15 protein-coding genes and 1 riboswitch are annotated in these 19,161 nt (G+C 58.2%); of the genes, 6 read left to right on the forward strand and 9 right to left on the reverse strand.

Annotation, left to right across the window (positions count from 1 at the left end; genetic code table 11):
- Nucleotides 1–5: 5 nt before the first annotated feature.
- The 3 genes from K0B93_RS18660 to K0B93_RS18670 all read right to left on the reverse strand — a co-directional run bounded on the left by K0B93_RS18660 (nt 6) and on the right by K0B93_RS18670 (nt 4,405).
- On the reverse strand, nt 6–2,024 hold the full coding sequence (locus K0B93_RS18660) for an O-antigen ligase family protein (protein ID WP_219868746.1): 2,019 nt from the start codon (nt 2,022–2,024) through the stop codon (nt 6–8).
- Nucleotides 2,025–2,087: 63 nt separating this feature from the next.
- Nucleotides 2,088–2,993: a lysophospholipid acyltransferase family protein gene (locus K0B93_RS18665; protein WP_219868747.1), complete on the reverse strand. Its 906-nt coding sequence runs from the start codon at nt 2,991–2,993 to the stop codon at nt 2,088–2,090.
- Nucleotides 2,990–4,405: a mannose-1-phosphate guanylyltransferase/mannose-6-phosphate isomerase gene (locus K0B93_RS18670; RefSeq protein ID WP_219868748.1), complete on the reverse strand. Its 1,416-nt coding sequence runs from the start codon at nt 4,403–4,405 to the stop codon at nt 2,990–2,992. The genes K0B93_RS18665 and K0B93_RS18670 overlap by 4 nt, the downstream gene beginning before the upstream one ends.
- Before the next feature lie 132 nt (nt 4,406–4,537).
- Between K0B93_RS18670 and K0B93_RS18675 the strand changes: the two genes are divergently transcribed.
- Nucleotides 4,538–5,326 carry a glycosyltransferase family 2 protein gene (locus tag K0B93_RS18675; RefSeq protein WP_219868749.1) on the forward strand — a complete coding sequence of 263 codons (789 nt, stop codon included), beginning with the start codon at nt 4,538–4,540 and terminating at the stop codon, nt 5,324–5,326.
- A gap of 16 nt (nt 5,327–5,342) precedes the next feature.
- Here K0B93_RS18675 and K0B93_RS18680 read toward each other — a convergent pair whose 3' ends face one another.
- The 4 genes from K0B93_RS18680 to lpxL are packed head-to-tail and all read right to left on the reverse strand — an operon-like array spanning nt 5,343 to nt 9,491.
- Nucleotides 5,343–6,407 carry a glycosyltransferase gene (locus tag K0B93_RS18680; protein ID WP_219868750.1) on the reverse strand — a complete coding sequence of 355 codons (1,065 nt, stop codon included), beginning with the start codon at nt 6,405–6,407 and terminating at the stop codon, nt 5,343–5,345.
- A complete protein-coding gene (locus K0B93_RS18685; protein WP_219868751.1) occupies nt 6,404–7,519 on the reverse strand; it encodes a glycosyltransferase family 4 protein in 1,116 nt (371 codons plus the stop codon). Before K0B93_RS18685 ends, K0B93_RS18680 begins: the two co-directional genes overlap by 4 nt.
- Nucleotides 7,516–8,502 carry a mitochondrial fission ELM1 family protein gene (locus tag K0B93_RS18690; protein ID WP_219868752.1) on the reverse strand — a complete coding sequence of 329 codons (987 nt, stop codon included), beginning with the start codon at nt 8,500–8,502 and terminating at the stop codon, nt 7,516–7,518. The genes K0B93_RS18685 and K0B93_RS18690 overlap by 4 nt, the downstream gene beginning before the upstream one ends.
- A 41-nt stretch (nt 8,503–8,543) precedes the next feature.
- Complete coding sequence (gene lpxL, locus K0B93_RS18695) at nt 8,544–9,491, reverse strand: LpxL/LpxP family Kdo(2)-lipid IV(A) lauroyl/palmitoleoyl acyltransferase (RefSeq protein WP_324125941.1); 948 nt, start codon at nt 9,489–9,491, stop codon at nt 8,544–8,546.
- A gap of 123 nt (nt 9,492–9,614) precedes the next feature.
- On the opposite strand from lpxL, the gene waaA reads away from it, so the two are divergent.
- Nucleotides 9,615–10,868 carry a lipid IV(A) 3-deoxy-D-manno-octulosonic acid transferase gene (waaA, locus tag K0B93_RS18700; RefSeq protein ID WP_219868753.1) on the forward strand — a complete coding sequence of 418 codons (1,254 nt, stop codon included), beginning with the start codon at nt 9,615–9,617 and terminating at the stop codon, nt 10,866–10,868.
- A 32-nt stretch (nt 10,869–10,900) separates the two neighbouring features.
- Here waaA and K0B93_RS18705 read toward each other — a convergent pair whose 3' ends face one another.
- Entirely contained in the window at nt 10,901–12,283 is a 1,383-nt protein-coding gene (locus K0B93_RS18705) for a TolC family outer membrane protein (protein ID WP_219868754.1), read from the reverse strand.
- 184 nt (nt 12,284–12,467) lie between these two features.
- A riboswitch (TPP riboswitch) is annotated at nt 12,468–12,587 on the forward strand.
- Between the two features lie 92 nt (nt 12,588–12,679).
- On the opposite strand from K0B93_RS18705, the gene thiC reads away from it, so the two are divergent.
- The 4 genes from thiC to cpdA all read left to right on the forward strand — a co-directional run bounded on the left by thiC (nt 12,680) and on the right by cpdA (nt 16,841).
- Nucleotides 12,680–14,557 carry a phosphomethylpyrimidine synthase ThiC gene (thiC, locus tag K0B93_RS18710; protein ID WP_219868755.1) on the forward strand — a complete coding sequence of 626 codons (1,878 nt, stop codon included), beginning with the start codon at nt 12,680–12,682 and terminating at the stop codon, nt 14,555–14,557.
- 169 nt (nt 14,558–14,726) lie between these two features.
- Nucleotides 14,727–15,347, forward strand: a complete 621-nt coding sequence (locus K0B93_RS18715) for an NUDIX domain-containing protein (RefSeq protein WP_219868756.1) — start codon at nt 14,727–14,729, stop codon at nt 15,345–15,347.
- Nucleotides 15,344–15,829: a DUF1249 domain-containing protein gene (locus K0B93_RS18720; RefSeq protein WP_219868757.1), complete on the forward strand. Its 486-nt coding sequence runs from the start codon at nt 15,344–15,346 to the stop codon at nt 15,827–15,829. The genes K0B93_RS18715 and K0B93_RS18720 overlap by 4 nt, the downstream gene beginning before the upstream one ends.
- 205 nt (nt 15,830–16,034) lie before the next feature.
- Nucleotides 16,035–16,841, forward strand: a complete 807-nt coding sequence (cpdA, locus tag K0B93_RS18725) for a 3',5'-cyclic-AMP phosphodiesterase (RefSeq protein ID WP_219868758.1) — start codon at nt 16,035–16,037, stop codon at nt 16,839–16,841.
- Here the strand turns inward: cpdA and metE are convergent.
- Nucleotides 16,835–19,117 carry a 5-methyltetrahydropteroyltriglutamate--homocysteine S-methyltransferase gene (gene metE, locus K0B93_RS18730; RefSeq protein ID WP_219868759.1) on the reverse strand — a complete coding sequence of 761 codons (2,283 nt, stop codon included), beginning with the start codon at nt 19,115–19,117 and terminating at the stop codon, nt 16,835–16,837. The two genes, cpdA and metE, sit on opposite strands and share 7 nt — an antisense overlap.
- Nucleotides 19,118–19,161 lie beyond the last annotated feature (44 nt).

The following is a 19,161-nucleotide window of genomic DNA, read 5'->3' on the forward strand; positions in this document are numbered from 1 at the left end:
GCAGGCTATTCCCGTGCTTTGTTACTCCTTTCCTCCCGCGACAGCGTCCATAGCCCTGCATACTTATTGAACGTGACCTGGGCATAGGTCACCGCCGTCAAGTACCCTACCGCGCCATCAAGAAATCCGAACCGGATGAAATAAACCTGAACAAAGGTCATCAGGCCTCTTAGCGTCGGGTATAGCATTGTCCGGGTTTTCTTGCCCTTGCGGTGTTTTTCCAGTGAGCCCAGCCATGCGTATTTGGCGCTTTTTTCCAGGGAGTGACCGAAATCCCGGTGCGTGTAGTGGGTCAGTCGGCCTCGCAGGGTTTTTACCTTTCGGCCCTCAGGAATCAGGATCCGTTCATGAACCAGGGCGTCGGAAAAACTCACACCCTCGCGGCGAAACAGGCGCAGGGGCGCGCGGCCGCTGCGACCGAAGTCGAGACGCGTGCCATAGATCGTAACTGCCCAGGGCAGCTTGTAGGCATCGGCGTCGGGGTCGGCAAGATGGTGATTGATTTCCCGGGCCAGTTCCGGTGTCACACGCTCGTCGGCATCCAGTGAAAGTACCCATTCTCCTGTCGCCTTTTCCAGGGCCCTTTGCTTCTGAATGCCGAAGCCTGGCCAATCGGTGACTTCGACTACGTCGGCATACTCTCTCGCAATTTCTGCGGTTCGGTCCGAGCTGCCGCTGTCGAGCACGATGACCTCGTCGGCTACCAGTCGCGCCGACTTCAGGCAATCGGCAATATGGGCTTCCTCGTTTTTGGTGATAATGGTCGCAGAGACCTTGCGGTTGCGCTGCCGAACATACGAAGCACTCAGTTCGTGAAACAGGGCCGAGGCAATTCCCGCGATGGCAAGCAGGTAAAAGGTCAGAAACAGATTCCGGTTGAACGTGGCTTCCGTCAAGCCAAAGAAAAAATACCCGACGCTGACAAGAACGCCCGCCGTCGCCAGGTGTGCGGTGGGGAGGTGTTTGCTGAAAAGATGCCGGGCGAAGATTGCCAGTGGGATGAAAATCACCAGTGCCCAGCTCAGGATGCCCGGGATGCCGCTGGTGGCAGCGTTGTTGAAGAAGTCGCTGTGTGCGTGCCCCGAACAGCAGGTGAGCAGGTATTGGGTCGCGTCACCATTTGCCACAGCGGATTCAATGACGTGTGTGTAGCCGCCCAAACCAACGCCGGTCCATGGATGGTCCATGAACATGTCCCAAGCCAGTCCCCAGACCTCCAAGCGTATGGCCATGCCATTATCGAGGGTACCACCGTTCATCAGCGCCTGGACGGATTGGGCCATGCGATCGCCGGAGACGATAGCCAGTGCCAGCAGGACAGGAATCAGAATCAGGCCGGCAATTCGTGCTTTCTTGCCGACAAGAGGTAGGCAGACAAGCAAAAGAAAGGGCAGTGCGACCAGATTGCTTCGGGTTTCGGAAAGCATGGATATGACTGCTGCAGAAACGCCGGCCACGGCGAACAGGGCGGCCGGGACTCTTTTCCCGGTTCGCAGGAAGAACGAAGCGCCGACCAGCGTCAGTATGCCCCCCAGTAGTGCAAGATTGCCAAAACTTATCGGATTGATTCCACCACCGAAACGCATGGTCAGCAGGTGGTCGACGGACCACAGCTGGCTTGCCAGTGCTGATATGAAAGCGCCAATGGCCGACAGCGAAACAAGGCCAAGAGCGACAAACATCGTTTGTGCCCGCAAGCCAATGTAGCTGAGGGCGATGACCAGTGGCCAGAACACAAGGAACCGTGCATGAGAGCCCAGGGTTTTGCTTCCCTCGTAGTCAAAGCCTTCGAACAGCCACGAGCAGACACTGACCAGAACGAAGAACCAGAACGCGAAGTGCAGCAATCGCAGTTCTTTCGGCGTGTCCCAGCCCGCCTTGTATGGGGATTTCCGGGCAATAAATACACCGCCGGCAATGGCCAGAAGCAGGGTGGCGCCCGCCAGGATGCTCGAGGACAGAAGAGCTCCGCCAAGTCCGACCAGAAGCAGCGCAGGTGGTAAAGTCCGGGAGGGCACAGTCATGTCAGGAAAATCCGAGAGTTAAAAGTGAATAAACAGATCAGGCGTGGCACAGTGCTCACTGAATCAACAGACTCGATCGCGATTGTAGGGATTGATCTCCCCGGGGGGGCGGTGACGCATGCGTTTATATTCCCATTGGTACTGCTGAGGGATTTCAAGAACACAGTGCTCAATCGACCGGTTCAGGGCGGTTGTCGCGATAACCGGGTCCTTGTCACCCAGACGGGCTTCCGTTTTCCTGACCACGATACGGAAGCCACTGGAGTCCGGAAGGCGTTCAGCGTAGGTGATAAGAGCGTTCGCGCCGGTACGCTGAATCAGCTTGGAAACCAGGGTCATGGTTTTCACTTCCATGCCAAAAAAAGGGGCGAAGGCGTTGCCTTTGCCTCTGGGCGATTGGTCCGGCAATATGCCGGCTACCCCACCTTCCCGAAGTATGGAAGCCAGTCTCGCCAGTCCGCGCCGGTCACCGCGAACGAGTTCCGAGCCGAGGCGCCCGCGAACCTTGATCATATAATCTTCAAATTCGGGCATGTTGGGTGGGCTATACAGGGCGGCCATCTTGTAACGTGACGAGAAGAATAATCCGGCCAGTTCCCAGTTCCCGAGATGAGGCGCCAGAAGGATCAGTCCCTTGCCCTCGGACATGGCTTCGTCAATGAGCTCCAGGCCTTCGGTTTCCTTGATCAGAGCCAGACATCTCTGAACCGGCCATTCCCACATCAGTGGAACTTCAAGCATGGTTTGTCCGGTCTGGATCATCGAGGCCCGGGACATCGCTTCGCGTTCCGTGTCGGTTAGTTCGGGCAGGCATATGGCGAGGTTCGTATCCGTCACCTGTCGCGACTTGGTTGGCAGTTTCCAGATCAACAGGCCCAGCCATTTTCCGATTCTCTGGGCATTGGCCAGCGATAAACCGCCGGCGATTCTCAGCAGGCCGGCGATCACGAAGTATTTGAGTTTACTCATTTGCGCCCGTACCGGTCCTCGTACCTGACAATGTCGTCTTCGCCGAGGTAGGAGCCCGACTGCACCTCAATCAACTCAAGGTCGATCACCCCCGGATTCTCCAGTGAGTGCACCTGGCCAACCGGGATGTAGGTGGACTGGTTCTCTGTGACCAGATAGGTTTTTTCGCCATTGGTCACTTGCGCCGTGCCACTCACCACGATCCAGTGCTCAGCACGATGGTGGTGCATCTGAACCGAGAGTTTGGCCCCCGGCTTTACCGTAATGCGTTTGACCTGATACCGGGCGCCGTTGTCGATGGAGTCGTATACGCCCCAGGGCCGGTAAACTTCCCGGTGGTTCATGTGCTCGTGGCGACCATCATTGCGAATCTGTTCGACCACGGATTTCACGTCCTGCACCTTGTCCTTGTGAGCCACAAGAAGTGCATCCTTGGTTTCGATAATGACCAGGTTGTCGACACCGACCGTTGCCACGAGCCGACTGTCGGCACGAACGAGGGTGTTGGCCGTGTCCTTGGCAATGACATCGCCGGTCAGGCTGTTGCCGGCATCGTCTTTCGAGCTGACGTCCCAGAGCGCCGACCAGGAGCCGATATCACTCCAGCCGGCATCAAGGGCGACAACAGCGGCCTTGTCGGTTTTTTCCATCACGGCGTAATCCACCGATTCGGATGGACAGTCCGCAAACAGTTGCGGGTTTACCCGGGTGAAGTGCAGGTCCTTGCTTGCGTCGGCGATAGCGGCCCTGCAGGCCGAGAGAATGTCCGGACGGTGGGTTTCTAGTTCTCTCAGGTAGTCACGGGCAGAAAACAGGAACATGCCGCTGTTCCAGAGGTAATCGCCTGAAGTCAGGTAGGCGTTGGCCGTATTCACATCCGGCTTTTCGACGAATTTATCCACCGAATAGCAGTCGTTTGCCAGTTCGGTTCCCCGATGGATGTAGCCGTAGCCGGTTTCCGCGTGGCTTGGCACTATGCCGAAGGTGACCAGCTTTCCCTGTTCGGCCAGGGGAACGGCTTTGGCAACCCCTTTCTGGAATGCCTCGGTATCCTGGATAAGGTGGTCGGCTGCCAGAACCAGCATCAGCGGGTTGTCATTACCGGCGCGTTCACACAATTGGATGGCCGCCAGGGCAATGGCAGGAGCGGTATTGCGCCCGCAGGGTTCAAGGATGATCTGGACATCTTCCTGACCGAATTGCCGCATCTGCTCCGCCGCCAGGAACCTGTGCTCTTCATTGCAAATCAGCAGCGGTTTGTCAGCGTTCATGCCCTCAAGTCGGGCAACCGTGGATTGCAGCATGGACAGGGGACTGTCCGTCAGTTTCAGGAACTGCTTCGGATTCAATTGTCGTGACAGGGGCCAGAGCCGGGAACCGGTGCCGCCGGCCATAATGACAGGATGAATCATGAATTTACTCCGATCTTGAGTGTGAGAACGCCATGAAAAAGAACCAATTTAGGCGCGCCATCTTACCACATGGGTATCATAATATTGTCCCGCTACAAACCGAAAACCCGCACTTTGCCATCAGGAGTCACGATGAAGCTGCCACTTTCTGTTTATTTCATCACTCAGGATGAAGAGGCCCGGCTGCCTGAGTCGTTAGCGAAGGTCGCCGGCTGGGTCGATGAGATCATTGTGGTCGACTCCGGAAGTACTGACAAAACGAAAGACATTGCAGAGGAGGCTGGCGCCCGGTTTGTGCATCACGAATGGGAGGGGTTTGCATGCCAGAAGGCTTATGCCGCCTCCCTGTGTCGTAATGATTGGGTACTGGATCTGGATGCGGACGAAGTGCTGTCGGACGCGCTGGTTGCCAATATCAAGTTGCTGTTTTCCAGACCCATTGCCCCGGACGTGGCCGGCTTCAGGATGCGCTGGGTGTTATCCCCGCCCCTGCCCGGGCATCCATTCCGGCATGACAAAACCAAGAAAATTCTCCGGCTTTATAATCGAAATCGCGCAGCCATCAAGGCGGAAAAGGATAGCAATAACGACCGTCCGCAGGTGCGGGTCGGGCGCGTGCTTGATCTGGAAGGCGATGTCCTGCACCGGACGCTGATTTCGCTGGAGCAGATGGAACGAAAATACTGCCAACTCTCGACGGAACAGGCGCGTTTCATTGCAAACCGGGGGCGCAGTATATCCGGGGCTCGGCTGTTCGTTGAGTTCCCGTTGAAGTTCCTGAAGTATTACCTGCTGCACAAGCAGATCCTGAACGGCTGGTTTGGTTTGAGCGTCTCGATCACGGCGGCGAACCGTAACTTCATGCGTCTGGCCAAGGCAAAAGAACTGCAGCTTCTGGAACAGCTTGAGCGAAAACAGTAAGCCCGAAAAGGATGCTTCAGTTACCGTCACCATTGCTTGCCGACAGGGCGTCCCGATACAGCCGTTCCGTTTCATCGGCCATGTGCTCAAGCGTCAGTTTCTCCCTCGCAAAAGCCATGGCGGCAGTCTCGGCTTCCTTCAGTGCAGGAAGGTTGGTCAGGGCCTCCCGGAGCAGGCTGGCAAGACTGGTTGGCTTCCAGTCGAGGCTCAGTGCCTCTTCCGGGAGCAAGTATGCAGGGCCGGAAACCGGGGTTGAGATGATCGGGCAGCCGGCAAGCAGGCTTTCGATCAGTACGTAGGGAAAGCCCTCACGCTGGGAACTGATCACCACCAGGTCAGCCTGCTGGTATACCGACCCCAGATCTGCCTGATACCCGGTCAGGGTTACTTGGTCATTCAGCCCCAGACCGGCAATCAGACCGTCGAGCCGGGATCGCAGGCTGCCTTCGCCGAAAATGCTGAGGTGGGCGACAGTCCCGGTTCCTGCCAGTTCGGCCCACGCCCGAATCAGGTTCTCGAACCCTTTTACGGGTTCAAGGCGGCCAATCGCAACGACGTTGGTCACTCCCTTTGGCAGGACCTGCCACTCACTGGCCTCCTGGCGTTTTTGGGGCGGCAAGATGCCGTTGAAGATCAGTTTTCTGCCGGGGTGATCAAGACTTTCAAAGATCTGCGGGCTGACGGCAATGACGCTGTCGAGTCCCTGAAACGCCTTGTGACTGGACTTGCTGCCATGAACTGTGCCCACGCGAATGCATCGGCTTTTCGATTTGATGGTCTTGATCAACTGGGCAGATTTGTTGCCCTGGGCATGGAGGATATCCGGCACGATCTCCAGAACCAGCCGTCTCAGGTAGAAACGGAGCCAGGGGTTGCGCCGCCCAAGGTTCACCGGTGCAGAGTGAAAGTGCACCGTATCGGGAAAGTGTTCCCGGTAACGCTTGTGACCGATGACGTGGATCCGGTGTCCACGCTTGGCTAATGCCTGAGCCAGGTCGGCCGTGTGCTTTTCCATGCCCCCCCAGGTGGTGCCGGGCGTCGAAAAAAACAGGGCGATGGTGAGCTTTTCGCGGTCGGTCATTGCTGAAGTTGGCGCCGTTCAAGGACTTGTTCATAGATCTTAAGGGTGGACTCGGTCTGCGCCTCGAGGTGGAACCGGTGGGGAATTTCAATGGCAGACTTCCCGGAATCAAGAAGTCGGAGGACGGTTTCGGCGAATGCGGTTGTGTCATCGGGGGTGACCAGACCAGCCTGGAAACAGGCCTGGAGCGTTTCGGCGGCTCCTCCGCGATTGTAGCCCGCGACCGGTGTGCCTGAAGCAAGGGCTTCGGTAACGGTTCGGCCGAAGGGCTCAGGCTTGGTGCTCATGTGGCAGACAACATCGGCCAGTAGGTAGAGCGTGGTCATGTCATTGCGCTGGCCCAGAAAGCTGACCTTGTCGGTCAGTTCCAGCAGACTGCGTTCCCTCTCCAGTTGCTCCAGAAAGCGCTCCTTGCCCGGTTCGGTACCGCCAACAATGATCCCATGACAGTCAGGGCGATGGCGAACCAGCTTAGCCATCATGGCCAGAAAATCCATCTGGCCTTTCCAGCGTGAGATGCGCCCCGGCATCATGATGACTTTCTTGCCAGCCAGTTGCGGATACTGTCGAAACCATCGCTGCAGCCATTGCGGACTGAGTTCGCGCTGTCGAAAGGCGTTGATGTCCACACCGCGCTGTATCACGGTCAATTTATGCTCGGGCACCGGGTAGTTGTCCAGAACGTATTCCCTGACGCATCGGGAAACAGCAATCAGATGATCGGCCCGGGTCATAATCGCGCTGTATGGATTGACCGAGTACATACCGTGAAATGTCGAAACGACTGCGGGGCGCTGGTGCGGGGCCATGCTCCGGAGTGCCAGGTGGATGATCCAGGCAGGCATTCTGGAGCGGACGTGAATGACGTCCGGTTTCAGTTCCAGCAGCAGTCGGCGCATGGGCAAGATCTGACCAAAGGAGGTCGGGGACTTTCGGTGTATGGGCATGAAAATGTGTGTCGAACCCTGTCCCCGAAGCTGTTCGGCCATCGGACCACCTTTGGATACCACAAAGGACTCGTGCCCCCGCTTCACCAGATCCGAAGCGAACTCCACGGTGCCTCGCTCGACACCCCCGCTGTATAGCGCAGGCAGCGCCTGGAGAATCTTCAAGCGATCTTCCTCCCGTTACCTGACTCCGTCTTTTTTGATGCAGGAAGCAGATTCCGTGCGATCACCCAGCGGGCGGCCCGGTCCGCTTCCCATAATGGCTCGTGGTGCATTGTCTTGCCGGCCATCACCGCTGCATGATCGCTCCACCGTGCCACCCGTCCCTCCTGAACCAGCCGGTTCACGCCTTCGGCGACCCGGCTGCCGGGGTGTGGCGTAAACTGGAAGAGGCCGGTGGGGACGCCTGAGGTGGCCGCCTCGCATACCATGGACATGCTGTCCGGGCTCACCCATACCGCTCGTGAGGCTGCCAGCTGATGGCTCAGCCAGTTCTCATGGGTTTCGGCTGGAGCAACCACAGTGATTTTGGGGCCCGCCAACTCCTGCAGCCTGGACAGCAATTCGTCCGGCGTTCGCCGCGACCCGCTGATGGTCCAGCGCCAGGTCGGGTAATGTCCGATCAGGTGATTGACCTGGCCAAGCAGTACATCGCTGTCCCAATCGAAATGATGAGAGGGACCTCCAATCAGGATCAGAGCCTCGGGTTTGTCGGTAATGCGCGCCAGCGGGGTAACGGTATTGATGACACCGTCGGTGAGCAAGACGCGGGAAGAGGCGTTAACACCGTCATGGACAGGCACGATGCCGGCGCTGACCCAGCCAAGTGGGAAACCTGGCTTCATGAGTACGAGGGTTTTGACCTTCCTGAGCCGACGTAACGACAGCAGCAGTCGGTGGGTACCTGTACCCGCAGCGACGACCAGATCAGGTTTCGGCAGGGCCTGGTCAACATTTGGAGCCATCGCCAGCAGGGCACGCCAGACAGACACCTTCACCTGACCGGCATCCACCCAGTAGAGGCTTGCCCCTGCGATCACACGAAGCCGGTTTCCCAGGCCTTTTAGCTGGTTGCGGTGCCCCGGCTTGTTGTCGGTCAGAAGCCACACCACCGGCGCCGTATTCTGCTGATCAGTAGGTTTGGACATAAATCCCGGTCATGGGTTGCCGGCCTCTCTGAGTATGCGGATTATTGACGCCCGTAGAATCCCGGGTCATCGGGATCCGGTCGGGTCTTGAACCTGCGATGCATCCACAGGTACTGGTCCGGCGCCCTTCGGATCTCGTGCTCAATGGTGCGGTTGATCAAAGTTGCGTCCTGCAAATCGTCGCCGCTCGGAAAGTTTTCCAGAGCCGGGTGGAAGAATATGTCATAGCCGGGGGCGTCGTCACGACGAACATGACTGAAGGGGACTACCTTGCAGCCGCTGCGCTCGGCAATCCGAGAAGTTGCAGTGATGGTGCCGGCCGGGATGTTGAAGAAGGGGGCAAAGACGATGTCCTTGCGGCCGTAGTCCTGGTCCGTGGCATACCAGACCGCGTGATTCTTTTTCAGGCTGCGGAACAGTCCTCTTAAATCCTTGGCGGCGAGCACTGTGCCGTAGCGCCGCTCCCGGGCACGGGTCATTACGGCGTTCATCAAGGGGTTGTTGTGGTCCCGCTGCATGACATCCGCAGCAATGTACTCGGTGACCAGGCTTCCTCCGAGGTCCAGCGTACTGTAGTGGCCCCCTAGCAGAAGAACGCCCTTGCCGTGGGCCAGGGCCTGTTCGAAATGTTCGAGGCCATGAACCGTGGTGATGTCCGTTAACCCCGCCGGATTCCGGAACCAGGCAAGTCCGAGTTCAACCAGCCCGATGCCATTGGCGATGAATGATTTGCGCGCCAGCGCCGATTGCTGGGCAGAAGTAAGCTCAGGAAAACAGAGTCGGATGTTCGTTTCGGTTATGTGTCTGCGGCTTCGGGCCAAGTGCCAGGCCAGAAGCCCTGCGACTTTCCCAAGCCACCACTGTAGGCGGATCGGAAGCTGCGCCACGGCCCACATCAGAGCCACGCCGATCCAGGTTGGCCACCAGCGGGGGTGGCGGTAGGCACTGTAGTCGGTATTCCTTGGAAGCTTTCGGTATTGCTTTTTCACTTGAAGAACGTCCCTGCCTGTTCGCAATTCTGGTTGCCGCCAGGAGCCGGTCAACAGCATCAACCAGAAGTAAATCAATAGGTTTTCGGCTATGATACCGTACTGTTTTACCGGGAGTCTTCTGTGCTGCACTTTATCTATTCCCAGCTGATCCGGCTACTTCTGCCTTTCATTCTGGTGCGCCTGTGGTGGCATGGTCGCCGAGCTCCGGAACTGCGCCGGAACTGGTACCAGCGGCTCGGAATCGTGCCTCGTACGAAGGGCAGCGTTGTGTGGGTGCACGCTGTTTCAGTTGGCGAAACCATCGCTGCGGGACCCATGGTCCGGCGGCTTCTGGCAAGAGATCCGGGTATCACCATTCTGATGACCGCCATGACCGACACGGGGCTGGCGCAGGCGCGAAAGATGTTTGGCGACCGGGTGAGGTACGCCTACGCGCCGTACGACACCCCCGGCTCCATCCGGCGTTTCCTGAAGCGCGCCCGGCCGCGCATTCTGGTGATCATGGAAACGGAAATCTGGCCCAACATGATACGGCAGTGCCGGGCGCTCGATGTGCCCATCTTTCTCATCAACGCCCGATTGTCGGAACGCTCGGCCCAGGGCTATGAGCGCATCCGGAGTCTGGCGCTTCCCGTGATGCGGAGCATTAGCTGGGTGGCTGCCCAGGCAGAGAAAGATGCCGAACGATTCTGCCGCATCGGTGTCGCGCCGTCGAAAGTGGCAGTGACCGGCAGCGTGAAGTTTGATGTCGACATCCCCGAGAACGTACGACGGGCATCCCTGGCACTTCGGGCAACGTTGGCAGGTCGTGCTGTCTGGATCGCAGGCAGCACTCACGAGGGCGAAGATGTGCAATTGCTGGAGGCCCATCGGAAGGTGTTGGCCGCCCATCCGGAGGCGCTTCTGATTCTCGTGCCGCGCCACCCCGAACGGTTCGGCTCAGTGGCGGACAAAATCGAGAAAGCCGGGTTCAACCTGGCCAGGCGGTCAGCGGTGGCCGAGCCGGGTGACGCGCAGGTTTACCTCGGTGACACCATGGGTGAACTCATGATGCTCTACGGCGCCAGTGACATGGCCTTTGTGGGGGGATCGCTGATTGAGCGCGGCGGACATAACCCGCTGGAACCCGCAGCCTGGGGCATACCGGTGTTCTCCGGGCCACACGTGTTCAATTTTGAAACCATCTATCAGCGCTTGCTGGACGATTCCGGCGTCAAGCTGGTTGCGAATGCTGAAGAACTGGCCGCCCACATCGTTACCCTCATTGATGATGTCGGGGAGCGAAAAGCCATCGGTGACCGGGCCCTGGCCGTGGTTGAAAAGAATCGTGGAGCACTTGGGAAGGTCGTCGACGGAATTATCGAGAGGGTTTAGGGCGGGCGACATCCGGCGCCCGCCTCTGGCACTTACTGGGTTGGGTCGTCCAGAATCTTGTCCTCGTTTGCCAGGGCTTCAATGCCCGGTGCGTCCTCGCTCAGCCAGTTGTTCAGCACGATCAGGTCCTGCGGGCTCAATGTCCCGGCTGCCTGCTTGAGCTGTAGCGTGTTGATGACGTAGTCGTAGCGCGAATTGGCGTAGTCCCGAAGCGCCACATAGTAGGCGCGCTCGGCGTCCAGTACCTCCACGATATTGCGTGTACCAACTTCATAGCCGGCACGGGTGGCATCCAGCGCACTTCGACGGGAAACGATTGTCTGCTCCAGCGCGGACGAGGTTTCGATGTTGTTGTTGACGGTCAGGAACAGGCTTCGGGTGTTCACCCGCACGTCCCGGCGTACCGTGTTCAGCGACTCCTGGGCCACCGTCACCAGAGAACGCTGCTGGCGAACGCCGGCCTGGGTGCCACCGCCGGTGTAGAGGGGCACATTCAGGGTCAGGCCAATGACGCCCTGGGTAGTGGTGCCATCCCGTTGCTGGAACGGCGAGCTGGCGCCGTCCTCCAGGCCATCCGTATTCGAGTTCCCGTACGAGGCATTCAGGTCCAGGGTCGGATAATGACCGGCCTTGGCGGCCTTCAGGTTGGCTTCGCTGACATTCAGGTCATACAGCGCGGATTGAATCGACCAGTTCTGTTCAAGCGCGCTGGTCTCCCAGGCCGATGGGTCCATTGGCTCAGGGCGGCTCAGCGGGAAATTCTGCCGCAGGTTCTCGAGATCCTCCGCGTATTCGCCTGTCAGACGGGCCACCTGTTCCCGCGCAATGTTCAGTTGGTTCTCCGCGACAATGCGACGGCTCCGGGTGTCGTCGTAGCTGGCTCTGGCCTCATACACCTCGGTAATCGCAATCAGGCCAACATCGAAACGCTCCTGCGCCTGTTCGTACTGCCGCTGGATGGCGGCCTCGGCTGCCAGCGTTGTGGTCACCGTGTCCCGGGCGCGAAGCACGTTGAAGTAGGCCGTCGCAACGTCCAGGATCAGCTGTTGTTGGGCGAGGTTGTATTGGGCTCGGGCAGAATCGGTCTGGAACTGGCTGGCATCGTAGCGGAACCAGGCATCGGCCTGAAACAAGGGCTGGCTCAGTTGAACGCCGTAGTTGAGTTCGCGATAGCCGTTGTCCTGGTTCGGGCCGTCCACATCAATGTAATTCGCCTCTCCAAATGCCCCGATCTGGGGCAACAGCACACTGCGGGTAACGTCGCTGGCGGCCTGCTGGGCTTCAAAGCTGGCTTGGGCGGCAGCAATTCCTGAATCATAGGAAAGTGCTTTCTCATAGGTCTCAACCAAATCCATGGCAAGGGTGGGCTGCGCCACCAAGAGGCCAACTAGTCCGGAAAGCAGTCGTTTCTTCATTATATCTCCTGAGTACCTGTGCACGTACGCGTTCCGTCCGGATACACCGTTATGGCTGCCGAACCACAGAAGCTGCGCTGCAACATGCGGTCGATAGTGCTTTGGTCGGCCATTATGGACAATAATCAGTCGCAGCTCTACACTTGCAAACGGCACCTATTTCGGGTGCCGCACAAAAAAGATTCGCGTCTTGACGGGGTGCTGGTCTGCCTGAACTGAAAGAGGGCAGCCGGCTGAGATTGCAGCGCAGAACCCGCGACCTGATCCGGATAATACCGGCGTAGGAATTAAGACCACACCGCTGATTGGCAAGAGTACCCCCGCATTCAGGGGAAAACCGGTCTCCAGCCCCGTCATACGCGACCCGACGTCCACCCCAAGTTCCGGGAGCGAATGATGACCGAGTTACCTTCCTACCTCAGCGATTCCGCCCAGGTAGATTCTGCAGCGATAAAACCGTTACCAAATTCACGGAAGGTGTACGTGCAGGGCAGCCGCCCCGATCTTCGCGTGCCGATGCGTGAAATCACCCTCGGTGATACGCCCACTGAAATGGGGGGAGAAGAGAACGCCCCCGTGATGGTCTATGACACCTCGGGCCCCTACACCGATCCCGAGGCCAGCATCGATCTGCGCAAAGGGCTGGCGCCGGTCCGCGCGGGCTGGATTGCCGAGCGCAATGATGTTGAACCCCTGCCTGGCTACACCTCGGAGTTTACCCGTCGCCGGATGAAAGATCCGCAGCTTGATCCACTCCGGTTCAGCGAGGAGCGTAAGCCGTTGCGGGCGAAGACCGGCCACAATGTCAGCCAGATGCATTACGCCCGCAGGGGCATGATTACTCCGGAAATGGAATACATCGCCATCCGGGAGAACCAGAAACTGCAGGAGGCCCGGGAAAAGGGGTTGCTGAAGGACCAGCACCCGGGCCGGTCCTTCGGAGCGAATCTGCCGGAGGAGATCACGCCCGAGTTCGTACGTGAGGAGGTAGCCAGGGGGCGCGCCATTATCCCCGCCAATATCAATCACCCCGAATCCGAACCGATGATCATCGGCCGCAATTTTCTGGTCAAGATCAACGGCAACATCGGAAATTCGGCGGTCAGTTCTTCCATTGAGGAAGAAGTGGAGAAGCTGACCTGGGGGATCCGCTGGGGCGCTGACACCATCATGGACCTGTCCACTGGAAAGAATATCCATGAAACCCGGGAATGGATCATCCGTAATTCGCCGGTCCCGATTGGCACGGTGCCCATCTACCAGGCGCTGGAGAAAGTCGGTGGCGTCGCCGAAGATCTCAACTGGGACATCTTTCGGGACACGCTGATTGAGCAGGCAGAGCAAGGGGTCGACTATTTCACGATTCATGCCGGCGTGCGGCTGCATCATGTACCACTGACCGCAAGCCGGACCACGGGGATTGTCTCACGTGGCGGCTCTATCATGGCCAAATGGTGCCTGGCCCACCATCAGGAAAGCTTCCTTTACGAGCATTTCGAAGACATTTGCGAAATCATGAAGGCCTATGACGTTTCCTTCAGCCTGGGGGATGGCTTGCGCCCCGGTTCGATTGCTGATGCCAATGATGCGGCGCAGTTCGGTGAGCTGGAAACCCTGGGCGAGCTTACCAAAATTGCCTGGAAGCACGATGTTCAGGTCATGATCGAAGGCCCGGGGCATGTGCCCATGCATCTGGTGAAGGAGAACATGGACAAGCAGCTTGAATGCTGCGATGAAGCGCCTTTCTACACTCTCGGGCCCCTGATCACTGACATCGCGCCAGGCTACGATCACATCACCTCCGGCATCGGCGCCGCGATGATCGGCTGGTATGGCTGCGCCATGCTTTGCTACGTCACTCCCAAGGAGCACCTGGGTCTGCCGAATAAGGACGACGTGAAGACCGGCATCATTACCTACAAGATTGCTGCGCATGCCGCCGACCTTGCCAAGGGTCACCCCGGCGCACAGATTCGGGACAATGCTCTCTCCAAGGCCCGCTTTGAATTCCGTTGGGAGGACCAGTTCAACCTGGGACTCGATCCGGACACGGCGCGCGCCTACCACGACGAGACCCTGCCAAAGGAATCGGCCAAGGTCGCTCACTTCTGCTCAATGTGCGGGCCGAAGTTTTGTTCCATGCAGATTTCCCAGGAAGTCCGGGACTACGCCCGGGAGCATGGCCTGGATGAGGTTGCTGCCGTGGACGCCGGCATGCAGGAAAAGTCACGGGAGTTCGTTGAGTCCGGTAGCAAGTTGTACGACAAAGTGTAGGTTTTCTGTCCGGGGCCAGGGATGGCCGGGTTCAGGCGTCTTCCGGCGGTGCCTGGGCAGCCGAGCGGGATGCTCTTTTTTGGCCTTGCGGCAGAGACACAGAACGAAGCTTGCAATGAACAACGGGCACCGGCTATCGTTCAAAGTCATTGTCGAAACAGGGTAGAAAATGACCAAGCCGTTCCAGTTCACAGCCAGCGATGTCAAAGTCGAAAAACGTGAAACCGTCTTTCAGGGCTTCTTCCGTATGGACAAGCTCTGGTTGACGCACCCGCGTTTTGACGGGCGGGAGATGCCGGTGTTTACTCGAGAGCTGTTTGTCCGTGGTGATGCTACCTGCGTGCTGCCCTACGATCCTGTCCGTGACGAAGTGGTGTTGCTGGAACAGTTCCGGCTTGGCGTCCTGGGCCGCGACCAGTCGCCCTGGCTGCTGGAGCTTGTGGCCGGAATGAACGAAGACGGTGAGTCCCCGGAAGATGTCGCCCAGCGTGAAGGTCAGGAAGAGGCCGGACTCACGTTCAGTCGTTTGCACCGGATTTGCGACTACCTTGTTTCCCCGGGTGGCACGACGGAAATGGTTCATCTGTTTTGCGGCCTGATCAGCACGGAGGGCGCCGGCGGGCTCTTTGGCGTTGAGCACGAACACGAAGACATACGTGCCCACGTCTTCAGTGCGGAAGAGGCAATTGGCATGATCCGCGATGGCCGGATCAACAACGCAGCGGCTATTATTGCTCTTCAATGGCTTGAACTGAATCATTCAAGCCTCCGGAAAGAGGCGACGCCATGACAGAGTGGAGCATGAAGCCGAAACGTTATGTACCGGACCTCAGGCAGCTTGGGGCCCTGTGTGACGGCAATTACCAGCGTTTGAGCCGGCTACGCCAGCTTGAGGTTGATGGCAAGCCTGTGTGTGCGTTCGAGTTGCACCGGGAAAACCTGTACCTCGGCAGGGTTCAGATCAAGGTACTGCAAACTGCAAGATTCACTGAAACCCTCCTGCTTGAGCAGGTCCATAATGCCGGTCGCTGGCTGAATAACCCCCAGATGACGGTGCGTGTCTACCACGATGCGGCTATGGCTGAAGTCATCAGTTGCTACCGGGATCGTCAGATTGCGCCGGTCAACGATTACCCCAATCGCTTCATGCACCATCCGGACGAAAAAGTTCAGGTCAACGGCTTCCTGGCGGACTGGCTCGATTACTGCCTGCGCTTCGGCCACCTGCCGATGGAGCACGCTGCCTGGTCGGCCGGTGAAGGCGTGGACTGACGACCGGCGAACTGGCGCCGGACACAGTACTAAAGTGGGCTGGCGCGAACCGGTCCGTGTGTCATAGTTGTCAAAAATTGCAATATGTCGCCGGTGCCTGGTCAGAATGTGATTCCCGTTGCATTCAAAAGTGATAAAACCGGAAGCTGTCGTCGTACACTTGTTCCACGTTCAAGTGATGAGCACTGATTTGACCAAGAGCGCCATGACCACAAAGGATGAAGCCCGGCCATTCCGGGTATTGCAACTGACTGACCCCCATTTGATGGCGAACGCCGACGGTGAGCTGCTGGGTGTGAATACCCGGGAGAGTCTGTCCGCGGTGATTGATGAGGTCTTAAAGGTTCATGGTCAGCCGGACCTCATCCTCGCGACCGGCGATTTGGCGCAGGATGGCTCTGAGGAAGCATATCGGGTTTTCGGGGAAAGTTTACGGGTGTTCGCCTGCGGTTCCGCCTGGCTGGCGGGTAATCACGACAGCGCCGAGGCACTCAGATCCGTTGCCGCCGAGTATCAGGCTGATCGCCGGACGATCGTCGAGGGCGGTTGGCAATGTATCCTTCTTGACTCATCCGTGCCCGGAAAAGTCTACGGCGAGCTGTCCCAGGCAGAACTCGATTTTCTGGAGGCTGCCCTGGCCGAACATCCGGACCTCCCGACCATGGTCACGCTGCACCACCATCCTGTGAATATTGGCTCGGACTGGATGGAACAAATTGGTCTCCGTAACCGGGAGGCCTTCTGGGAAGTTGTTGATCGATACCCTCAGGTGAAAATGGTGCTTTGGGGGCACATTCATCAGGAACACGCCCTGGACAGAAACGGTGTGAGCCTGCTGGCCACGCCGTCAACCTGTATCCAGTTCACGTCCGGTTCCAGCAGGTTTTCAGTCGAACCGCTGTCTCCGGGCTATCGCTGGTTCGAGCTGATGGCATCCGGCGACTTCAAGACGGAAGTTCGCCGGGCCGAGGACTTTGAGTTCGAACTGGATCAGAACAGCTCCGGCTACTGAATGGCTTGCCGAAGCTCCCGGGCGGCCTGAACCATCGCTCTCAACGCTGGCACCACCTCTTCCCATCTCCGTGTTTTCAGTCCGCAGTCCGGGTTGACCCAAAGTCGCGTGGACGGAATCCGTTCCGCGGCTTTTTGCATCAGCGCCACCATTTCCTGCTTTTTTGGGATGTTGGGCGAGTGGATGTCGTAGACGCCAGGGCCCAGTTCGTTGGGGTACTCAAATCCCCTGAATGCATCGAGCAGTTCCATGTCGGACCGTGAGGTCTCGATGGTAATCACGTCTGCATCCATCCGGGCAATGGCCTCAATGATGTCATTAAATTCCGAATAACACATGTGGGTATGTATCTGCGTTTCGTCCCTGACGCCGTTGGCAGCAACCCTGAAGGCATTGACGGCCCAGTCCAGATAGCTGGCCCGGTCTGCCTGACGAAGGGGGAGCCCTTCCCGCAGTGCTGCTTCGTCGATCTGGATGATTTTCACGCCCGCTTTTTCCAGGTCTAGGACCTCTCCCCGAATCGCGAGGGCCAGTTGCAGGGCTGTGTCTTTACGAAGTTGGTCGTCACGGACGAATGACCAGTTCAGCATGGTGACCGGGCCGGTGAGCATGCCCTTGAGCGGTCTCTCGGTGAGGGATTGGGCATAGCGAATCCAGTCCACCGTCATGGCTTTGGGACGGGAAATGTCTCCGAACAGGATGGGCGGTTTCACGCACCGGGAACCATAGGACTGGACCCAGCCAAACTGGCTGAAAGCATAGCCGTTCAACTGTTCACCGAAATACTCCACCATGTCGTTGCGCTCGGGTTCGCCGTGGACGAGGACATCAAGGCCGAGTTCCTCCTGTTGATTTACACAATAGGCAATCTCTTCGCGAATGCGGGCGACGTAGGCTGCTTCCGTGAGATTGCCAGTGCGGAACTGCTGGCGGGCCAGACGAATTTCCTCTGTCTGCGGGAAGGAGCCGATGGTTGTGGTGGGATACGCCGGCAGAACGGTTTGTCTGCGTTGTGCGTCGATCCTCTCCCTGTACGGTGCCTGGCGGGCGCCTGTGTGGCCGTCCAGGTTGCTCAGTGCGTCGGTGACTGCGGGCGAGTGCGCTCGTCCAGAGACTTGCCGACTCCGGATCAGTCGGGCGTTTTCTGTCAGCTGACGATGCACGGAAGCGCGGCCGGTATTCAGGGCCCGGGCAAGTATGTCCAGCTCGTCCAGTTTCTGAACCGCGAATGCGAGCCAGCTTTTTATGTCGGCGTCCAGTTTATGCTCAATGTCGACATCCACCGGAACATGCAGGAGCGAGCAGGACGGAGCGAGCCAAAGCCGGTCGCCAAGCCTGTCGTGCACCTGCTCCAGCCAATCGAGTGTCCGATTCAGGTCGGTCCGCCAAATGTTCCGGCCATCGATGATACCAAGTGACAGGGTTTTATGCGGAGGTAGCCAATCCACGACCCGTGCTACTTCCTCGGGAGCGCTGATGGCGTCCAGATGCAGTCCCGCCACTGGCAGTTCACAGGCCAGTTGCAGGTTTTCGCGCAGGTCGCCGAAGTAAGTGGTTACTAACAGCTTGGGCGTGCAGGTTTTCAGATCATGGTAGGCGAGGTTGAGAGCATGGCGCCAGTCGGCGTCGAGGTCAGTGACCAGAACCGGTTCGTCAACCTGCACCCACTCCACCCCTGCGGCGGCAATCCGGTCCAGAAGTGCGGCATAAACGGGAAGCAACCGATCCAGCAAACTCAGTTTGTCAGTGCTGCTGTCTTTGCTTTTTCCCAGCCAGAGATAGGTAACCGGGCCGATGAGGACGGGCTTGGGAGTTAGTCCCTGTTCTCTGGCTTCCTGGATTTGCTCCATCAGGCGTTCGGAATTCAGCGAAAATCCGGTATCTGAGTGGAATTCCGGGACGATGTAATGGTAATTGGTGTCGAACCATTTGGTCATCTCGCCAGCGTGTATTGCACAACCGTCGTCGTCATTTGCCGACCGGCCTCGAGCTACACGGAAATAACGATCGAGATCGCTGACTTCAGCAAGGCCGGCCCGCTCAGGGATGTTGCCGAGGGTGACGCTCATGTCGAGGACCTGATCGTAAAACGAGAAGTCGCCGATGGGCGCGAGGTCTAGCCCCGCCTGTATTGCCCAGTTTCTTCGACGCAGGCTTGCGCCTTCAGTGCGAAGTTCCTTCTCGGTGAGGCTGCCTTGCCAGAACGACTCGAGGGCATGCTTGAGTTCACGCCGTGCTCCGATTCGGGGAAAGCCGAGATTGTGTGTGGTAGCCATGACCAGGTGCTCCTGTGATTGCAGGTAGTGAATTGAGAAGTTCT

Origin of the sequence: Marinobacter sp. F4218 (assembly GCF_019443085.1) — a bacterium.
GTDB lineage: Bacteria > Pseudomonadota > Gammaproteobacteria > Pseudomonadales > Oleiphilaceae > Marinobacter > Marinobacter albus.

Excerpts from the sequence above, each read along its gene's own strand:
- K0B93_RS18660 (WP_219868746.1), bottom strand. The coding sequence starts at position 2,024 with ATGACTGTGCCCTCCCGGACTTTACCACCTGCGCTGCTTCTGGTCGGA.
- K0B93_RS18665 (WP_219868747.1), bottom strand. The coding sequence starts at position 2,993 with ATGAGTAAACTCAAATACTTCGTGATCGCCGGCCTGCTGAGAATCGCC.
- K0B93_RS18670 (WP_219868748.1), bottom strand. The coding sequence starts at position 4,405 with ATGATTCATCCTGTCATTATGGCCGGCGGCACCGGTTCCCGGCTCTGG.
- K0B93_RS18675 (WP_219868749.1), top strand. The coding sequence starts at position 4,538 with ATGAAGCTGCCACTTTCTGTTTATTTCATCACTCAGGATGAAGAGGCC.
- K0B93_RS18680 (WP_219868750.1), bottom strand. The coding sequence starts at position 6,407 with ATGACCGACCGCGAAAAGCTCACCATCGCCCTGTTTTTTTCGACGCCC.
- K0B93_RS18690 (WP_219868752.1), bottom strand. The coding sequence starts at position 8,502 with ATGTCCAAACCTACTGATCAGCAGAATACGGCGCCGGTGGTGTGGCTT.
- K0B93_RS18705 (WP_219868754.1), bottom strand. The coding sequence starts at position 12,283 with ATGAAGAAACGACTGCTTTCCGGACTAGTTGGCCTCTTGGTGGCGCAG.
- thiC (WP_219868755.1), top strand. The coding sequence starts at position 12,680 with ATGACCGAGTTACCTTCCTACCTCAGCGATTCCGCCCAGGTAGATTCT.
- K0B93_RS18715 (WP_219868756.1), top strand. The coding sequence starts at position 14,727 with ATGACCAAGCCGTTCCAGTTCACAGCCAGCGATGTCAAAGTCGAAAAA.
- K0B93_RS18720 (WP_219868757.1), top strand. The coding sequence starts at position 15,344 with ATGACAGAGTGGAGCATGAAGCCGAAACGTTATGTACCGGACCTCAGG.
- cpdA (WP_219868758.1), top strand. The coding sequence starts at position 16,035 with ATGACCACAAAGGATGAAGCCCGGCCATTCCGGGTATTGCAACTGACT.
- metE (WP_219868759.1), bottom strand. The coding sequence starts at position 19,117 with ATGGCTACCACACACAATCTCGGCTTTCCCCGAATCGGAGCACGGCGT.